This is a genomic window from Acinetobacter sp. ANC_7553 (assembly GCF_056779895.1).
Window position 1 is genome coordinate 24,990 of sequence record NZ_JBWYIV010000008.1, and the last position, 14,791, is coordinate 39,780.

The 14,791-nt window shown below is 38.6% G+C and carries 12 protein-coding genes and 1 pseudogene; 9 read left to right on the forward strand and 4 right to left on the reverse strand.

What is annotated here, in order from left to right; all coding sequences use genetic code 11:
- Nucleotides 1-167 precede the first annotated feature (167 nt).
- Together AC1M9I_RS07640 and AC1M9I_RS07645 are read left to right on the forward strand one after the other, a co-directional pair.
- On the forward strand, nt 168-374 hold the full coding sequence (locus AC1M9I_RS07640; RefSeq protein ID WP_481594798.1) for a hypothetical protein: 207 nt from the start codon (nt 168-170) through the stop codon (nt 372-374).
- Between the two features lie 16 nt (nt 375-390).
- Nucleotides 391-1,233 (forward strand): hypothetical protein, encoded by an 843-nt coding sequence (locus tag AC1M9I_RS07645; protein WP_481594799.1) that lies wholly within the window; start codon nt 391-393, stop codon nt 1,231-1,233.
- 31 nt (nt 1,234-1,264) lie between these two features.
- Here the strand turns inward: AC1M9I_RS07645 and fadA are convergent, their stop codons facing one another.
- Nucleotides 1,265-2,437 carry an acetyl-CoA C-acyltransferase FadA gene (fadA, locus tag AC1M9I_RS07650; RefSeq protein WP_481592352.1) on the reverse strand — a complete coding sequence of 391 codons (1,173 nt, stop codon included), beginning with the start codon at nt 2,435-2,437 and terminating at the stop codon, nt 1,265-1,267.
- Between the two features lie 12 nt (nt 2,438-2,449).
- A complete protein-coding gene (gene fadB, locus AC1M9I_RS07655) occupies nt 2,450-4,603 on the reverse strand; it encodes a fatty acid oxidation complex subunit alpha FadB (RefSeq protein ID WP_481588585.1) in 2,154 nt (717 codons plus the stop codon).
- A 505-nt stretch (nt 4,604-5,108) separates the two neighbouring features.
- Here fadB and lpxO point away from each other — a divergent pair.
- Both lpxO and AC1M9I_RS07665 read left to right on the forward strand, forming a co-directional pair.
- Complete coding sequence (gene lpxO, locus AC1M9I_RS07660) at nt 5,109-6,023, forward strand: lipid A hydroxylase LpxO (protein WP_481594800.1); 915 nt, start codon at nt 5,109-5,111, stop codon at nt 6,021-6,023.
- A gap of 129 nt (nt 6,024-6,152) precedes the next feature.
- The gene (locus tag AC1M9I_RS07665; protein WP_481594801.1) at nt 6,153-7,106 is read left to right on the forward strand and encodes a hypothetical protein; all 954 of its coding nucleotides are present in this window, start codon (nt 6,153-6,155) and stop codon (nt 7,104-7,106) included.
- A gap of 31 nt (nt 7,107-7,137) precedes the next feature.
- On the opposite strand, the gene AC1M9I_RS07670 is transcribed toward AC1M9I_RS07665, so the two are convergent.
- The gene (locus tag AC1M9I_RS07670; protein ID WP_481594802.1) at nt 7,138-8,187 is read right to left on the reverse strand and encodes an AAA family ATPase; all 1,050 of its coding nucleotides are present in this window, start codon (nt 8,185-8,187) and stop codon (nt 7,138-7,140) included.
- Between the two features lie 228 nt (nt 8,188-8,415).
- On the opposite strand from AC1M9I_RS07670, the gene uvrC reads away from it, so the two are divergent.
- The 5 genes and pseudogenes from uvrC to AC1M9I_RS07695 all read left to right on the forward strand — a co-directional run bounded on the left by uvrC (nt 8,416) and on the right by AC1M9I_RS07695 (nt 12,874).
- The gene (gene uvrC / locus AC1M9I_RS07675) at nt 8,416-10,215 is read left to right on the forward strand and encodes an excinuclease ABC subunit UvrC (RefSeq protein WP_481610880.1); all 1,800 of its coding nucleotides are present in this window, start codon (nt 8,416-8,418) and stop codon (nt 10,213-10,215) included.
- 115 nt (nt 10,216-10,330) lie between these two features.
- Nucleotides 10,331-11,125: a thioesterase family protein gene (locus AC1M9I_RS07680; protein ID WP_481593357.1), complete on the forward strand. Its 795-nt coding sequence runs from the start codon at nt 10,331-10,333 to the stop codon at nt 11,123-11,125.
- Nucleotides 11,126-11,228: 103 nt separating this feature from the next.
- On the forward strand, nt 11,229-11,816 hold the full coding sequence (gene pgsA / locus AC1M9I_RS07685; RefSeq protein ID WP_035265993.1) for a CDP-diacylglycerol--glycerol-3-phosphate 3-phosphatidyltransferase: 588 nt from the start codon (nt 11,229-11,231) through the stop codon (nt 11,814-11,816).
- Nucleotides 11,817-11,873: 57 nt separating this feature from the next.
- Nucleotides 11,874-12,242, forward strand: a complete 369-nt coding sequence (locus AC1M9I_RS07690; RefSeq protein WP_481594804.1) for a hypothetical protein — start codon at nt 11,874-11,876, stop codon at nt 12,240-12,242.
- Nucleotides 12,243-12,340: 98 nt separating this feature from the next.
- Nucleotides 12,341-12,874, forward strand: a pseudogene (locus AC1M9I_RS07695) (DUF4269 domain-containing protein).
- Nucleotides 12,875-12,877: 3 nt separating this feature from the next.
- Here AC1M9I_RS07695 and AC1M9I_RS07700 read toward each other — a convergent pair.
- Nucleotides 12,878-14,680 (reverse strand): ABC transporter ATP-binding protein, encoded by a 1,803-nt coding sequence (locus AC1M9I_RS07700; RefSeq protein ID WP_179998801.1) that lies wholly within the window; start codon nt 14,678-14,680, stop codon nt 12,878-12,880.
- Between the last annotated feature and the right edge of the window lie 111 nt (nt 14,681-14,791).

Consider the following 14,791-nt stretch of genomic DNA (forward strand, 5'->3'; position numbering starts at 1 on the left):
AAAGGGATAACATTTAATAGATTATCGCTAAACTAAGCTCAATTTTTACTGAATAGATATTGTTTTTAGAAGCTAATGTTGGTATATCCTATTTATAAATAAAACGTACTTTGATACGTTGTAATTTTTTAGTACAATTTGGCATCTTGAATTTGGAGGGTAGTGCAATGAATGTTCTATTTCCAATGATTTTTATATTCTTTTTGACTGTTCTATTAGGTGTGTTTTATTTTTATAGAAAGTACAATAAATTCACACGCTTAGATAAAAATATTAAATTAGTAGCTAATATCTCAGTTAACGGAGCTAAACGTGATTTGCAAGATGTTCGTAGTTCTTTGAAAAATTTAAGAGAACAGACAAATAATATTTAATTTTTAGGATTTAGCTTTGGCTTTATTATATTTATTACCCATCATTTTGATGGGTTTTATTTATCTTTATTACTGTCCAGTTCATCTTCATAAATTTAGGCAGTCAGAAGGTCAATTATTATATTTCAGAAGTTTTTTTTATGGGATTATTTTTTTCTTAATATCAGTATTTATTCAAAAGATTTTAATTTTTTTTGGTTACTATATTATTTTTTCAAAAGTATTAAATGGATTGTTAGTTATTCAATCGCAAGAATATTTTTTATTTTACCTTAACACTCTGTTTGTATCGATTATATTAGAATTTGTTATAATAATTTGGTTTTATCTTGTTGTTTTTGGAGGTATTTTTGTTTCCCTGTTGTCTAAAACCATAAAACAGCGAAAAATAGACGTAGAAAATGCAACCGATGAAAAACTTTATGATTTAGCTAAGGAGCTATGGGGGAAAACAAAAGCGAATTTCAAAACCTTATTATTGTTTGAATCTTTGGATGATGAGCTAGATCGAATTTTATTAGAGAGTGTAATTGATGAAAAATCTTTAATCTTGCATATGAAAGATCGTAAGTTTTATATCGGTTTTGTTCAGTTTTATAAAACTGAAATTAAGAGTAGGGAAGAGTTAGAAGCTATTAAATTTGTGCCATTGAGAAGTGGTTATAGAGATAAAGATGATTTAACTGTAAAAATAACTACAGAATATGATGAAAATAGTGTTTATCAAATTGTTTTATTGAAAGAAAATATTATCTCAGCTACTTATTATAATAAGCAAATATTTGATGATTTTATGAAGAAAAAGACCGAAAAGAATCCTAATATTTTTAAGAAAATATTAAAAAAAACCCCGCAATAAGCGGGGTTTTCTTCTCTCACGTATTTAAGAATTAAACACGTTCAATAATCGTTGCAATACCTTGACCTAAACCAATACACATCGTCGCAAGACCGATTTGTGTATCTTGTTGTTCCATCACGTTCAACAACGTCGTTGTGATACGTGCACCAGAACAGCCCAATGGGTGACCAAGCGCAATCGCACCACCGTTTAAGTTCACGATGTCTTGTTTGTCATGTAAACCTAGACCTTTCAATACTGAAAGACCTTGAGCAGCAAATGCTTCGTTTAACTCAACAGTTTGAATGTCGCCAATGCTCAGGCCAGCACGTTTAAGCGCTTTTTGAGTTGCTGGAACTGGACCATAACCCATGATCGCAGCATCACAACCTGCAACCGCCATAGAACGGATAACAGCACGTGGCTTGAGACCTAATGCTTGTGCACGCTCAGCAGACATCAATAACATTGCAGATGCACCATCAGACAACGCTGATGATGTAGCAGCAGTCACTGTACCGCCTTTAGGGTCAAACACAGGACGTAACGCTTTAAATGCTTCAAGGTTCGCATCTGGACGAATCACTTCATCTACATCGCATAGGATTTTGAAGCCATTTGCATCATGACCTTCAACACCAATGATTTCGTTTTTGAAACGACCTTCTTGAGTAGCAGCCCAAGCACGACGGTGAGATTCAACACCAAAAGCGTCTTGCTCTTCACGGCTAATGCCATTCATACGGCCTAACATTTCAGCCGTTAAGCCCATCATGTTAGATGCTTTCGCATAATGTTTAGATGCTTGTGGGTTCAAGTCGATGCCGTGCATCATGCCAACGTGACCCATGTGCTCTACACCACCAATGATGAAGATATCACCTTGGTTAGTCGCAATTTGAGCAGCTGCGGTATGAATTGCTTGCATTGAAGAACCACAAAGACGGTTAACAGTTTGACCTGCAACAGTTTTTGGTAAGTCTGCCAATAACACGATGTTACGACCGATGTTCATGCCTTGCTCTAGAGTCTGGTTCACACAACCCCAGATCACATCTTCAACTTCGTTCACATCAAACTGGTTACGAGCAACCAATGCACGAACTAATTCAGCAGATAAGTTATCGGCACGTACATTGCGGAACATACCATTTTTGGTTTTACCCATTGCTGAACGTACGCCATCAACGATGACAACGTCACGTGGATTTAAAGTAGCCATTCACGTTGCTCCTTAACCGTAGAATTTTTTATTGTTAGCAGCCATGTCACGCAACATTTGTGGCGCTTCATAAGCCTTACCTAAATGCGCATACTTGTCGCAAAGCGCAACATACTCAGCTACACCAGTTTGATCGATGTAACGGCATGGACCACCACGGAATGGAGGGAAGCCTACACCCATGATCATTGCCATATCTGCTTCGTTTGGTGTTGCAACGATGTTGTCTTCTAAGCAACGAACAGTTTCGTTACAGAAAGCAATCATCATACGGTCAATGATCTCTTGAGGATCAAATTCACGTTTTTCACCAGTCACGACAGAAGCAATTACGTCATACGCTGTTGGATCAACAGTTTTTGCTTTCTTGCCTTTCTTGTCCAATTCATATTTGTAGAAACCAACATCGTTCTTTTGACCAAGACGTTGTGCTTCATACATTGTTTGGATTGAACCTTTGAAATCAGGCTTCATACGGTCAGGGAAACCTTCAGCCATCACTTCTGCACCGTGAACGCCAGTATCAATACCGACAACGTCCATTAAGTATGCAGGACCCATTGGCCAGCCAAATTTTTCCATTACTTTGTCGACTTGTTGGAAGTCGGCGCCGTCTTTAAGAAGAAGGTCAAACGCACCAAAGTAAGGGAACAATACGCGGTTTACAAGGAAGCCCGGGCAGTCGTTTACAACGATAGGAGTTTTACCCATTTTTTGAGCGAGTACGACAGTCGTTGCAATCGCTTCAGGTGAAGTTTTTTCACCACGAATGACTTCAACCAAAGGCATCATATGCACTGGGTTAAAGAAGTGCATCCCTACAAAGTTCTCAGGACGTTCTAGGTTTTCAGCCAAACGCGTGATTGAGATCGTAGAAGTGTTTGATGCAATGATCGTGTTTTCACGTACTTTAGATTCAGTTTCTTTGAGTACGATGCCTTTCACTTTCGGGTTTTCAGTTACCGCTTCGATTACGATATCGACTTCTTTAAACTCATCATAGCTTAATGTCGGACGGATACGTGCAAGCGTTTCACCCATTTGAGCAGGCTTGATTTTCTTACGTTCAACTTGTTTAGTTAGGAGACCGTTTGCTTCTTTCATTCCTAAAGCAAGTTGTGGGTTACCAATATCTTTCATGATAATTGGTGTGCCTTTGCTTGCCGCTTGATAAGCAATACCACCACCCATGATACCTGCACCAAGTACTGCAGCTTGATTTACAGGGTGAGCGCCTTGTTCATATTTTTTCGAAGTTTTCTTCACAACTTGGTCGTTGATGAATAGACCAATCAACGCCCCTGCTTGTGGCGTTACCGCTGCTTTTGCAAAGTGTTCAGCTTCTTGGCGAAGTGCACCAGCACGATCTAAGCTCGAGCCTGCTTGCATAGAATCAAGCAATAATTTTGGCGCAGGGTATTGTGCAGGATTAGCTTTCGCAAGTACCACACCTTTAGATGAGTTGAAAGCCATCATTTGTTCTAATGGATTCAACTTAATTGGATCTAATTTTTCTTGACGCTTCGCTTTCCAGTCTAAACGACCTTCGATTGCTTGTTTAACGATAGAGATCGCAGCATCTTGTAATTTATCAGCAGCGACCACAGCATCGACAGCACCATCTTTAAGTGCAGCAGGCGCTTTTTTCGGGTTCGCCATTGCCATCCATTCAACAGCGTTATCGATACCGATTACACGGCTTAGACGAACAGTACCACCGAAACCAGGAATGATCCCAAGTTTAATTTCTGGAAGACCAACTTGTGCTGATTCTGACATCACGCGATAGTCACACACCAAGCACATTTCAAAACCGCCGCCCAATGCCATACCATTGATTGCAGCAACTTTAGGAATATTTAAATCTTCGAATGAGTTGAAGATTTCATGAACAGGCATCGCCCAATCTACAATGACTTGTTCGCCTTGCGCAAAGTTTTCACCAAACTCAGTGATGTCTGCACCAACGATAAAAGTAGATTTACCAGATGTAACGATAAGACCTTTAATCTCAGCGTTTGATTGAACAGCAGCAATTGCAGCTTTAAAGTCGTCAATTGTTGCGCGGTTGAATTTATTAACCGACTCACCTTGTAAGTCAAAGCGGAATTCTGCAATTCCGTCCGAAAGCATTTGGACGGTAATGGCATTGCCAGCGTGGATCATGCCCTGATCTCCTTTTTTTTGGAGGACTTCTAAGTTGATGTTGTGAAGCAAGTGCGTATTTCCTGCGCACATTAAAGCTTCGCTAATCTTACGATAACTATATCGAAAAAGAACATAACAAGTTGTATCAAGCCGTGACGCAATGGTCATCTATTTATTGCACCAGCATGCATTATAAAACAGCAGATGCGAATGTAGAGTTTGTTCTTCTTACAATAAAGCGATTGTTTCAATTGGCATTTTATTTAAAAACACTTCAACTTATATCTGGGGTAGGTAGGTAATTTCAAGTTATTTTGCACTTTAAATTTCGTCATAAAAGTCAATAAACTGAAATATAAAGCCATCAAAAGTCTATTTGTAGAACACAATGTTTCGTTGTTTGGGGTAGTCGTTATACAATTTACGTGATTATCTATACACCTAAATTGGAACAATTCACTTCCAATTTAGGTGCAGCATCTCTTCATTTAACCCGCTAACCAAAGATAAACCGAGTCAATCAATGATCAAGTGGATTATTCTCGCGATATTCATCATATCGGCACTGTATATTCAACGTCGTGGAAAAGTACGACATTCGTTCTATCGTCAATTCTTTGATCATTCGACCATTTTGGCACCTATTAATTTTTTTATGTATATGTTCTCTAAGGTACCAAACCAGCCTTATATCGACACACAGCATTTTAAAGATTTAAAAGTGTTAGATGAAAATTGGGAAATGATTCGTGATGAAGCCAAAGCTTTATATGAGCAGGGTGGGATCAAAGCCTCTGAAAAATATGATGACCTAGGCTTTAATTCATTTTTTAAAACTGGTTGGAAGCGTTTTTATTTAAAATGGTATGACTCTGCACATCCTTCAGCAGCGGAACTGTGCCCTAAAACGACAGCATTGCTTAAAACATTGCCAACCATTAAAGCGGCGATGTTTACTGAGCTTGCTCCTGATAGTCGATTGGTTCGTCATCGTGATCCTTATGCGGGATCTTTACGCTATCATTTAGGGTTGTTGACGCCAAATGATGATCGTTGCTTTATTGATGTAGATGGTCAGCGATATTCATGGAGAGATGGTGAAAGCGTTGTGTTTGATGAAACCTACATTCATTATGCAGAAAACACGACGGATCAAAATCGTATTATTTTCTTTGCTGATGTAGAGCGTCCTTTAAAGACACGTTGGATGGAACGGTTTAATCATTGGTTTGGTAAAAATGTAATGACTGCGGCAAGTTCACCGAATGAAGCAGGGGATCAAACGGGTGGTCTGAACAAAGCATTTGGTTATATTTATCGCTTGCGTGTGAAAGCAAAAGCACTGAAAGCGAAGAACCGTCAGTTATATTACTTTTTAAAATGGTTCTTGATGTTAGGGATATTCTTCCTGATTTTTATTCGACCTTATGTGTTTTAAGAGTATTCAGATCAAAATGCGCCTAAGGGCGCATTTTTTAATTTTACTTAAAATGATGTAAATTAAAATTGAGAAGTTGTTCAATAAAAGCTATGCTTTTGTGTGTAAAATATACAAAAGAAAATTCAAATGAATCTCAAAAAAACAATATTGGCTCTAAGTGTTTTACCGTTTTTTTTAAGTGCCTGTGGCGGCGGTGGGTCGGGAGATTCGTATGAATCATCACCGAGTACACAATTTCGAAACGGTGATCAACTCTATTCAATTTACTATAATTCCAATGATCGATTCGGCTTAAATTATATTGAATTTCAAAATGGACAATTTACTTATACGGATAGTTTTAAACCGTTGAATAGTGTGATTGTGACGCGAAATCGTATCTATCAAACCTATGATCAAGCCCAAAATACGCTCAGTGTGAATAGTCCTAGTCATTGGACGATGAATATCATTGGTGACATCCAAACGGATATCGAAATGGAGCGTGTAAACCTATCGGGTAAAAATGTTTTTGATACAGTTTTACCAGGTTATCGCAACATTGATCGAAATGATTTGAACCCTAATGTGAGATTGTTTATTGCCAAAGATGGTCTTAAAAATTTTTCTTCAGGTAGCTATTGTTATAGAAAGAAAGCAGAACAAAACCGAGTAGATTATTTACAACTCTATCCAAACACGAGTGAACCATTGGAAGAGAGTTTTAACCAATTTTATGAAGATAACTTGCTGTATCTTGATCTTTTAAATGACAAAAATCCAATTGTTAAATTTCAACTTGCTAAAGATCGTTGGATGGGTATGAATTTTAGCAGTATTTTTGACACCAGTATGAAGATTAGTTTAGATGATTCAACAGCCATTGAATTTGAAAGCAAACTATATCCTGCTGAATATCATCAAACTTTGAAGCGTACGACTGATGATGAATATAAGCTCTATGAAAAATTGTTAATGAACGATGATGTTGCAGAAAATAGACAGCGTTATCAGTTATTAATGGCAAATATTGAAAAAGGGTGTACGTATTATAATAAAACGGCAGCAGAATCCTTTATCACGATTCCTGGATTAAGATGATTTGTTTAAAAAAAGCCCATAATGGGCTTTTTTATTGATTGATGATCGAGAGCTGACCGTCTTTGCAATCCAGCTTGAGATGAAGTTGATCTGGATGCTTTAGAAAGTAGATTGCAATAATGGGTTCTAGGTCGGTTCTCATTTTACGTGCTAAATGACGTGCCCCAAAGCGGATATCATGACCCTGATAGAAATATGCTTTGGCAAGGTCTGATAAATGAACCTGACGTTTTTGATGTTGCAAACGAATGTTGAGTTTTTCCAGTTCAATATCAACCAATTTAGGGAGTGCATCATCTTGAACAGGTTGATAATGAAGGACACGATCAATTCGATTCAGAAATTCGGGATCAAAACTGCTATGCAGTATTTTTTCAATAATGGCTTTCGTGGGTAGGCGTTTTAAACATAGATTCTGAAGTTTTTGCGGTAAAACATTTAATTTATCTAAATATTGTTGTGCTGCGCGTGCTCCTGCATTACTGGTCATAAAAATCATACAATTACGAAAATCAATCGTTTTTGTTCCAGCAGTAAGGGTTAGGCGACCTGTATCCAACACATTCATTAAGCCACGAATCACTTCGGGAGAGGCTTTTTCAAGTTCATCAAACAGCATAATGCCAGGACGGGTATGAGAGCCATTAATCGCAGTTTCATCGAATAAACTATGACCTTCTTTTGAACCGACATATCCGGGCGGAGCGCCTGTTAAAGCGGCTGCATAATGTTCTTGAGCCAGTGTATTCATATCGATACGACAAAACGCATCAGGACGACCATAAATCGCTTCAGCAATCAAACGAACAGTCTCTGTTTTACCAACACCTGTTGGTCCAAGCATCAAGGTGACGGACAAAGGGCGTTCAGGACTTGAAAAGTCAGCTTTGACTACGTGAAGCAGTTTTTCGATTTCATCTAAGGCTGGATTTTGCCCAATGATACGATCACGCAATAACTGCATCACTTTGGCTGGTTCAAAATGAAAGCGAGACTTTCCAATGAGTCGATCTTTTTCTGAAGGACTATGGGATGAGAGTGCAGGTTGTATGGCGTGAAAAGCACGATCGGTCGCAGTCATGTTGGCGCATCCATGAATGAATCAGTTGAAAAGCATATCAAACTTGAATTTAACAACTCAGACTTTTTAACAATCAGCTGATTATAAAATCTGCGATCATTGCCCTGAACTGTTGGATCAACAAGGTTTTAAAATCGTCTACCGAAATGCACTTGAAATAGAGCGCGTTACCATCACAATAAGCTCATGCTGTTGCATGAATGACTGACTCTACATTAAAGGCTGCTTGTGAACGAAAACGCACGTGAACACATTGAAAAAATCTTAACCAATCTTACGACTTTGCCTGGTGTCTATCGCATGTTAGGTAAAGATGGAGAGTTGTTGTATGTGGGAAAAGCCAAGAATTTAAAAAATCGTGTTTCTAGCTATTTTGTTAAAACCATTGAGCATCCCAAAACACAGGCTTTAGTTGCCCGCATTCATGATATTGAAACCATGGTGGTCCGCTCAGAAACGGAAGCATTACTTCTTGAACAAAACTTAATTAAGCTTCATCGACCGCCGTATAACATCATGCTGCGAGATGATAAATCTTACGTCTATATTTTTGTGTCCAGTGATAAGCCTTATCCACGTATTGCAGCAGGTCGTGGTAAGGGGAAACATCAAGCAGGTAAATTTTTTGGACCTTATCCAAGTGCCTATAATGCACGTGATACATTGGTGGTCTTACAAAAATTATTCAATGTCCGCCAATGTGAAAATAGTTATTTTGCGCAACGTAAAAGACCGTGTTTGCAGTATCAAATTAAACGTTGCTCAGCTCCATGTGTGGGCATGATATCACCTGAAGACTATAAAGATGATGTCGATAACTCTATTCGTTTTTTACAAGGGGACACACGTGAGCTTAATCAAGAATTAATTGCCAAGATGGAAGCGGCAGCAGAAGCTCTCGAATTTGAAAAAGCCGTTTTTTATCGTGATCGGATGGCATTATTGCGTGATGTCCAAACGCAACAAGCGATTTATAAAGTCAAAGGTGAAGCAGATATATTGGCGATCGCATACCAAGCGGGGGTAACGTGCGTTCAGATTATGCATGTGCGTAATGGCAAGATGTTGGGAGGAAAAAGTTATTTCCCAGATATGTTGGGCGATGATTTGGGACAAATGCTGGCAGATTTTATCGCGAACTTTTATTTCCAAGTTGCCGATGAGATTCCAACAGAATTAATCGTCAACGTGGAGCTGCCAGACAAAAAAGACATAGAAGAGGCACTACAACAAAATTTTGGCAAAAAAATTCTGATTAAATCAAAAGTTAGAGAAACCCGTGCAGAATGGCTCGAGCTTGCGAACATGAATGTACAACATGCCATTAAAGGACAACTTGCTAACCATTATGAATTGAATGAACGTTTTCATCAGTTAGAAGAGGTGGTCGGACGTCCAATTGATCGTATCGAATGTTTTGATATATCCCATACGATGGGCGAAGCAACGATCGCTTCTTGTGTTGTCTTTGATAGTGGAGGGGCTCGCAAGCGCGATTACCGTCAGTTTGCTATCGAAGATATCACTGGCGGTGATGATTATGCTGCCATGCGTCAGGCTTTGACACGACGGTATAAGAAGGCGATGCTGCCAGATTTGCTTCTCATCGATGGTGGTAAAGGGCAATTACATATGGCAATGCAGGTCATGCAAGATCTTGGATTGGATGCATTCATGGTGGGGGTTTCAAAAGGGGAAGGGCGTAAGCCTGGTTTGGAAACCTTACATTTCACTGATGGCACAAAGATTCAACTGCCTGAAGACCATAAAGCGTTACATTTAATTCAACAGGTTCGTGATGAGGCGCATCGATTTGCCATTACTAAACATCGTGCCAAGCGCGATAAACGTCGTGGGCAGTCAGTTTTAGAAGCCATTCCAGGGCTAGGACCAAAACGCCGCCGTGATTTATTAACACATTTTGGTGGGATTCAAGGGGTATTAAAAGCCTCTGAAAAGGATCTGAATTTAGTCCCAGGTTTTGGTGCAAATCTCGCTCGGACTGTGTACAAAATCTTGCATGAGTAATCATGCATATCAATTTGCCAAAATGATCATTGACCTGCGAGTCATTGATCATTTACCTCAATCTGAAAATTCAGCATGCTAGCGCGATAAGAAATTTAAAATAAAAGGGTTGCGCATGTCATTTGGACAGGTATTTCAAGAAATTGATCAACAAGAATGGGTGGAGATCCCTGAGGGTTGGTTGCAAGGTCGTACCATTTTTGGTGGTTTAACCACGGCGATGATGCTACACAAAGCAACACAAATGATTCATGACCCTCAAAAAAGATTATTGAGCACCAGTGTGGTATTTGTGGGTCCTGTTCAGGAAAAGCCAGTCAAAGTGACAGTGGAAATTTTAAGGCAAGGTAAATCTGTGACTAATATTGAGGCTCGGATTTGGCAGGCTGATGCTGTACAGGGAATTCTGCTGGCAAGTTTTGGTTCAGACCGTGAATCAGTCGTGAATATGGATCAAACTCGCTCAGCACCACAGTATGATTTACCTGAAAGTTTAGTTAAGTTGCCTTATCATCCTCTTATGCCGCAATGCTATCAGAACTATGATCTGATTTGGGCTGAAGGGAAATACCCTTGTACGGCTGCTGAAAAGCCAGATTTTGGTGGGTGGTTTCGATATGCAGAATCTAAATTTGAAGCAGGTCCGCTGAGCATGCCTGAATTTATAGCAATGTTAGATATTTGGCCTGCAGGAATTTTTCCTATATTAAAAAAACCAGCACCAGGAAGTTCAATTTCTTGGTATGTGACGCTGTTAGAACATATTCAAGCTGACCGACGAGATTGGTTTAAATATAAAGTATTTACAGATCATTCTGCGCATGGTTATTCTACTGAATATGCCCATATTTGGGACCATAATGACCGTCTCGTTGCAATTTGTAGACAGACTGTCGCGATTTTTGCCTAGTCGACAGCGGGTAGTGAATCGTTTAAAGTAAGCGGATTAAAGAATCAAAGCTCAAGTTTTTATTGCAAATTTTAGCTGTAATTGGGGCAAACTGGCGGTGTCTATGTCTACAGGTCGCATCCTGAATATACCAAATATCTTGACGCTAGCACGTATTGCGTTAATACCTGTTTTTTTAATTATTGCCTATTGGCCTCCTGCGATTGGTGTGGGTGGGCATGAAGGGGGTATGACGCGTCATATCATTCTGACTGCAATTTTTGTGATTGCTGCTGTCACAGATTGGTTTGATGGTTACTTGGCAAGAACATTGAATCAGACTTCTGCATTCGGACGTTTTTTAGATCCTGTTGCGGATAAATTAATGGTCGCGGCAGCATTGATTGTTTTGGTGCAATGGCAACCTACAATTTCGATGGCTTTTGCTGCGATTGTGATTATTTCACGCGAGATTACGGTTTCTGCTTTACGTGAGTGGATGGCTGAGCTCGGTGCACGTACCAATGTAGCTGTATCTACGGTTGGCAAATATAAAACAGCTTTTCAGATGATTGCTATTTCCGTGTTCTTACTCAATTGGAAACCACTTGAATTAGTTGCATATGGTTTGTTATATACCGCTGTAATTTTAACACTGTGGTCCATGTTTATTTATTTAAGAGCGGCATGGCCATATCTAAAACAACCCTAATGTATTTAAAGCGCCAAAAGGCGCTTTTTTTATTTCGTTGAGAACGTGATTTAAAAAATGAGAAGTAAATTTGCTATTGCTTTGAGTATCTTGTCGAGTTCAAGCATTTATGCGGATGATTTATCACGGGCACAAGAGTATTTGCATAATGATGGAATCGCGTATTGTCTATCTCATTCTGAGATTTATGCAAATGAAGCAAATATTGCGAGAGGTGGATATTTTCAACTCGGTGAGCATAGCCATGAGGCGGCAAAACAAGTGCAAAATTATATTGATCAAGCGCTCAAAGAAGCGTTAGGCAGCTATCAATATTCAAAAGAGAAAGCATACCTTATGCGTTGTTTGGAAATCTCTTATTCAACGCAGTATCGAAATTATATTAAAACTGTTTATGCGTTAGATGTTATCGAAAATCAAAAATAACCTTAATTGCTTAAGCTTTTCTGGTGATGGTTAAAGTAATTCATATTGTGAGATTCAACCGCTTTAAATTTGAATCATCTTAGAGATTAAAAATAACAATGAAAAAAATACACTTGCAAAAAGTCATTGATGACTTAAACCTTATGGAAATACTCAAGTGGTATCAAGTTACAGTGGTCGGTACGCCACCTTTAGGAATTGCAACAGCACAAAGTGATACCGACCTCATTTGTAGTTATCCGATTGAGCAAGAGAATCATTTGATTGAAACACTAAATTTATTTCAAACATTTAAGGCATGGTGCATTGAGCGAAGTTATTTTGAACGTGATACTTAGATTTACCGACTTGAATATTGTGCTTGGTCAATTGAGATATTTTGTTCTACAACACCAATTCATCAGCAGGCGGGATTCCAGCACTTCTATGTTGAACGTAGAATATTAGATTTGGGAAATGACCAATTTAAACAGGAAATCATTCGCCTTAAGCTAAAAGGTATAAAAACTGAACCTGCATTTGCACAGATGTTAGCGCTCGATGGTGATCCTTACACGAAGTTAAGTCAGCTATATGAAGCAGATGACTGTGTGTTGATTCAACTGCTTCAATGCCAAGGTTACCTAGATTAAACTTTAACTATGGGTTTCCTCATCTCCATCGTCTTCAAAAGTTTTTGCAATTTTTTCGATATTCAAACTTTTAGCCATCGCATCAAAAATTTGTTTATATACACCGTCTTGATGGTAAAGGGCATCATGTTCTCCATGCTCGGCAATTTCGCCTTCTTTCATGACATAGGTGTAATCCGCATCAATAATTTGCGACAGGCTGTGCGAGATAATAATGACAGTACGTCCTTGTTTAATCTCATCAAGGCTTTGTTTAATTTGTTCCGAAGCAATGGCATCCAAACTCGCTGTCGGTTCATCTAAAAAGATAATCGGTGGATTTTTCAAGAACATACGAGCAATCGCAATACGCTGTTGTTGTCCTCCAGAGAGTTGCAATGCATCGGAATGATAGCCATCTGGAAGTTGTAAAATTTGCTCATGAATGGATGCTTTTTTAGCAGCAATGATCACGTCTTCTTCAGTAGCATCTGTTTTACCATAGCGAATATTTTCAAAAATAGTCCCTTGGAAAATATGATTTTTTTGTAGGACTAATCCAATATGATCTCTCAAATATTGTGTATCAATTTGATTGAGATCGATTCCATCGAGTTCGATACACCCCTGATTAGGTTCATAAAATTTATCTAAAAGACTGATTAAGGTTGATTTTCCCGCACCTGATAAGCCAACTAATGCAGTAATTTTATTGGGTCGAATCTCCATATTGATATTCTTTAGTGCGTGATGACCGTTTGGATAAAAGAATTCAACATTTTTCAGCGTAAATTTTCCTTGAATTTGCGGTTTGAGTTGACCTGTAGGTTCAATTTGATCATCTGCTTCTAAAATTTTAAAGAAGCTTTCTGAATAGATCATGGCATCATTCACTTCATCATATATACGATGTAAGGAGCGAATTGGCGCGGATACATTATTGAACAACAGTACATGAAACATGATCATACCGATGCTCATCTGACCATCAAGCACAAAATACGCAGTTAGGATGATGATTAAAACAATACCTATTTGTTCAATAAAGGTTTTTAACCCATCAAATAAAAAGCTGACTTGACGGGTTTGCATTTGATTATCTGTGAGTTCTTTTTGTAGTTTGAGTTGTTTGGTTGATTCTATTGACTCGCGGTTGAAAGATTTGATAACCGTAATTGAATTAATAATTCCGAGGATACCTTGGCTTTTCTTTTCTCGACCATCACGTAAATTTCGACGCCAGCCTCCGAGTTTTTGTGCTTGTTTATAAGTTAACCAGAAGTAGATTGGAACGATAGTGGTCGCCACCAAGCCAACATAAAAGTTGGCGTAGTACATTAATCCTAAAGCCACGATCGCACTGGTAAATAACGGCAAAATGTCAATAAAGAATATTTGAACTAGACGAGTCAGAGAGCCAATACCACGATCGATTCGTGTTTGTAATTTTCCCGCCTGATTATTCTCTTCGTTGAAAAAAGCTAATCTATAGGTCAGAAATTTTTCAATGATGCCTTGTGCTAAATCTTGTGAAATAAAAATTCTAAGTTTTTCACCATAAAACTTTTGTCCGAATTGGACAAAAGCATTAATCACTTCTTTACCCAATAATATCGCTGTAATGGTAATCAGGATATTCCAGCCTTCGGCTAAGCCAAAGCCATTCTCAACCAGCGCATTAATTTCATCAACCGCATACTGCAAAGTGAGTGCATTCACTTGAGCTGTGAATGAGCCGATGAGCGTAAGAAAGAGAGTGGCAATCACTAAAAAGCGATAAGGTCGAACGAAAGGTTTAAGTTTTAGAAAAAGTTGCCATAAATTCATAAGCGATTGTTTTTATTGTCTAGATTTATGCCAGTCTAAGCTTGATTGTCCAGTGTCACAAGCGTTCACAATGTTTCAATTTGTCAGTTGAAATATTCAGCTAATATACGG

Coding starts and splice junctions, on each gene's coding strand:
- fadA (WP_481592352.1), bottom strand. CDS start 2,437: ATGGCTACTTTAAATCCACGTGACGTTGTCATCGTTGATGGCGTACGT.
- fadB (WP_481588585.1), bottom strand. CDS start 4,603: ATGATCCACGCTGGCAATGCCATTACCGTCCAAATGCTTTCGGACGGA.
- pgsA (WP_035265993.1), top strand. CDS start 11,229: ATGTCTACAGGTCGCATCCTGAATATACCAAATATCTTGACGCTAGCA.
- AC1M9I_RS07690 (WP_481594804.1), top strand. CDS start 11,874: ATGAGAAGTAAATTTGCTATTGCTTTGAGTATCTTGTCGAGTTCAAGC.
- lpxO (WP_481594800.1), top strand. CDS start 5,109: ATGATCAAGTGGATTATTCTCGCGATATTCATCATATCGGCACTGTAT.
- AC1M9I_RS07665 (WP_481594801.1), top strand. CDS start 6,153: ATGAATCTCAAAAAAACAATATTGGCTCTAAGTGTTTTACCGTTTTTT.
- AC1M9I_RS07700 (WP_179998801.1), bottom strand. CDS start 14,680: ATGAATTTATGGCAACTTTTTCTAAAACTTAAACCTTTCGTTCGACCT.
- AC1M9I_RS07640 (WP_481594798.1), top strand. CDS start 168: ATGAATGTTCTATTTCCAATGATTTTTATATTCTTTTTGACTGTTCTA.
- AC1M9I_RS07680 (WP_481593357.1), top strand. CDS start 10,331: ATGTCATTTGGACAGGTATTTCAAGAAATTGATCAACAAGAATGGGTG.
- AC1M9I_RS07670 (WP_481594802.1), bottom strand. CDS start 8,187: ATGACTGCGACCGATCGTGCTTTTCACGCCATACAACCTGCACTCTCA.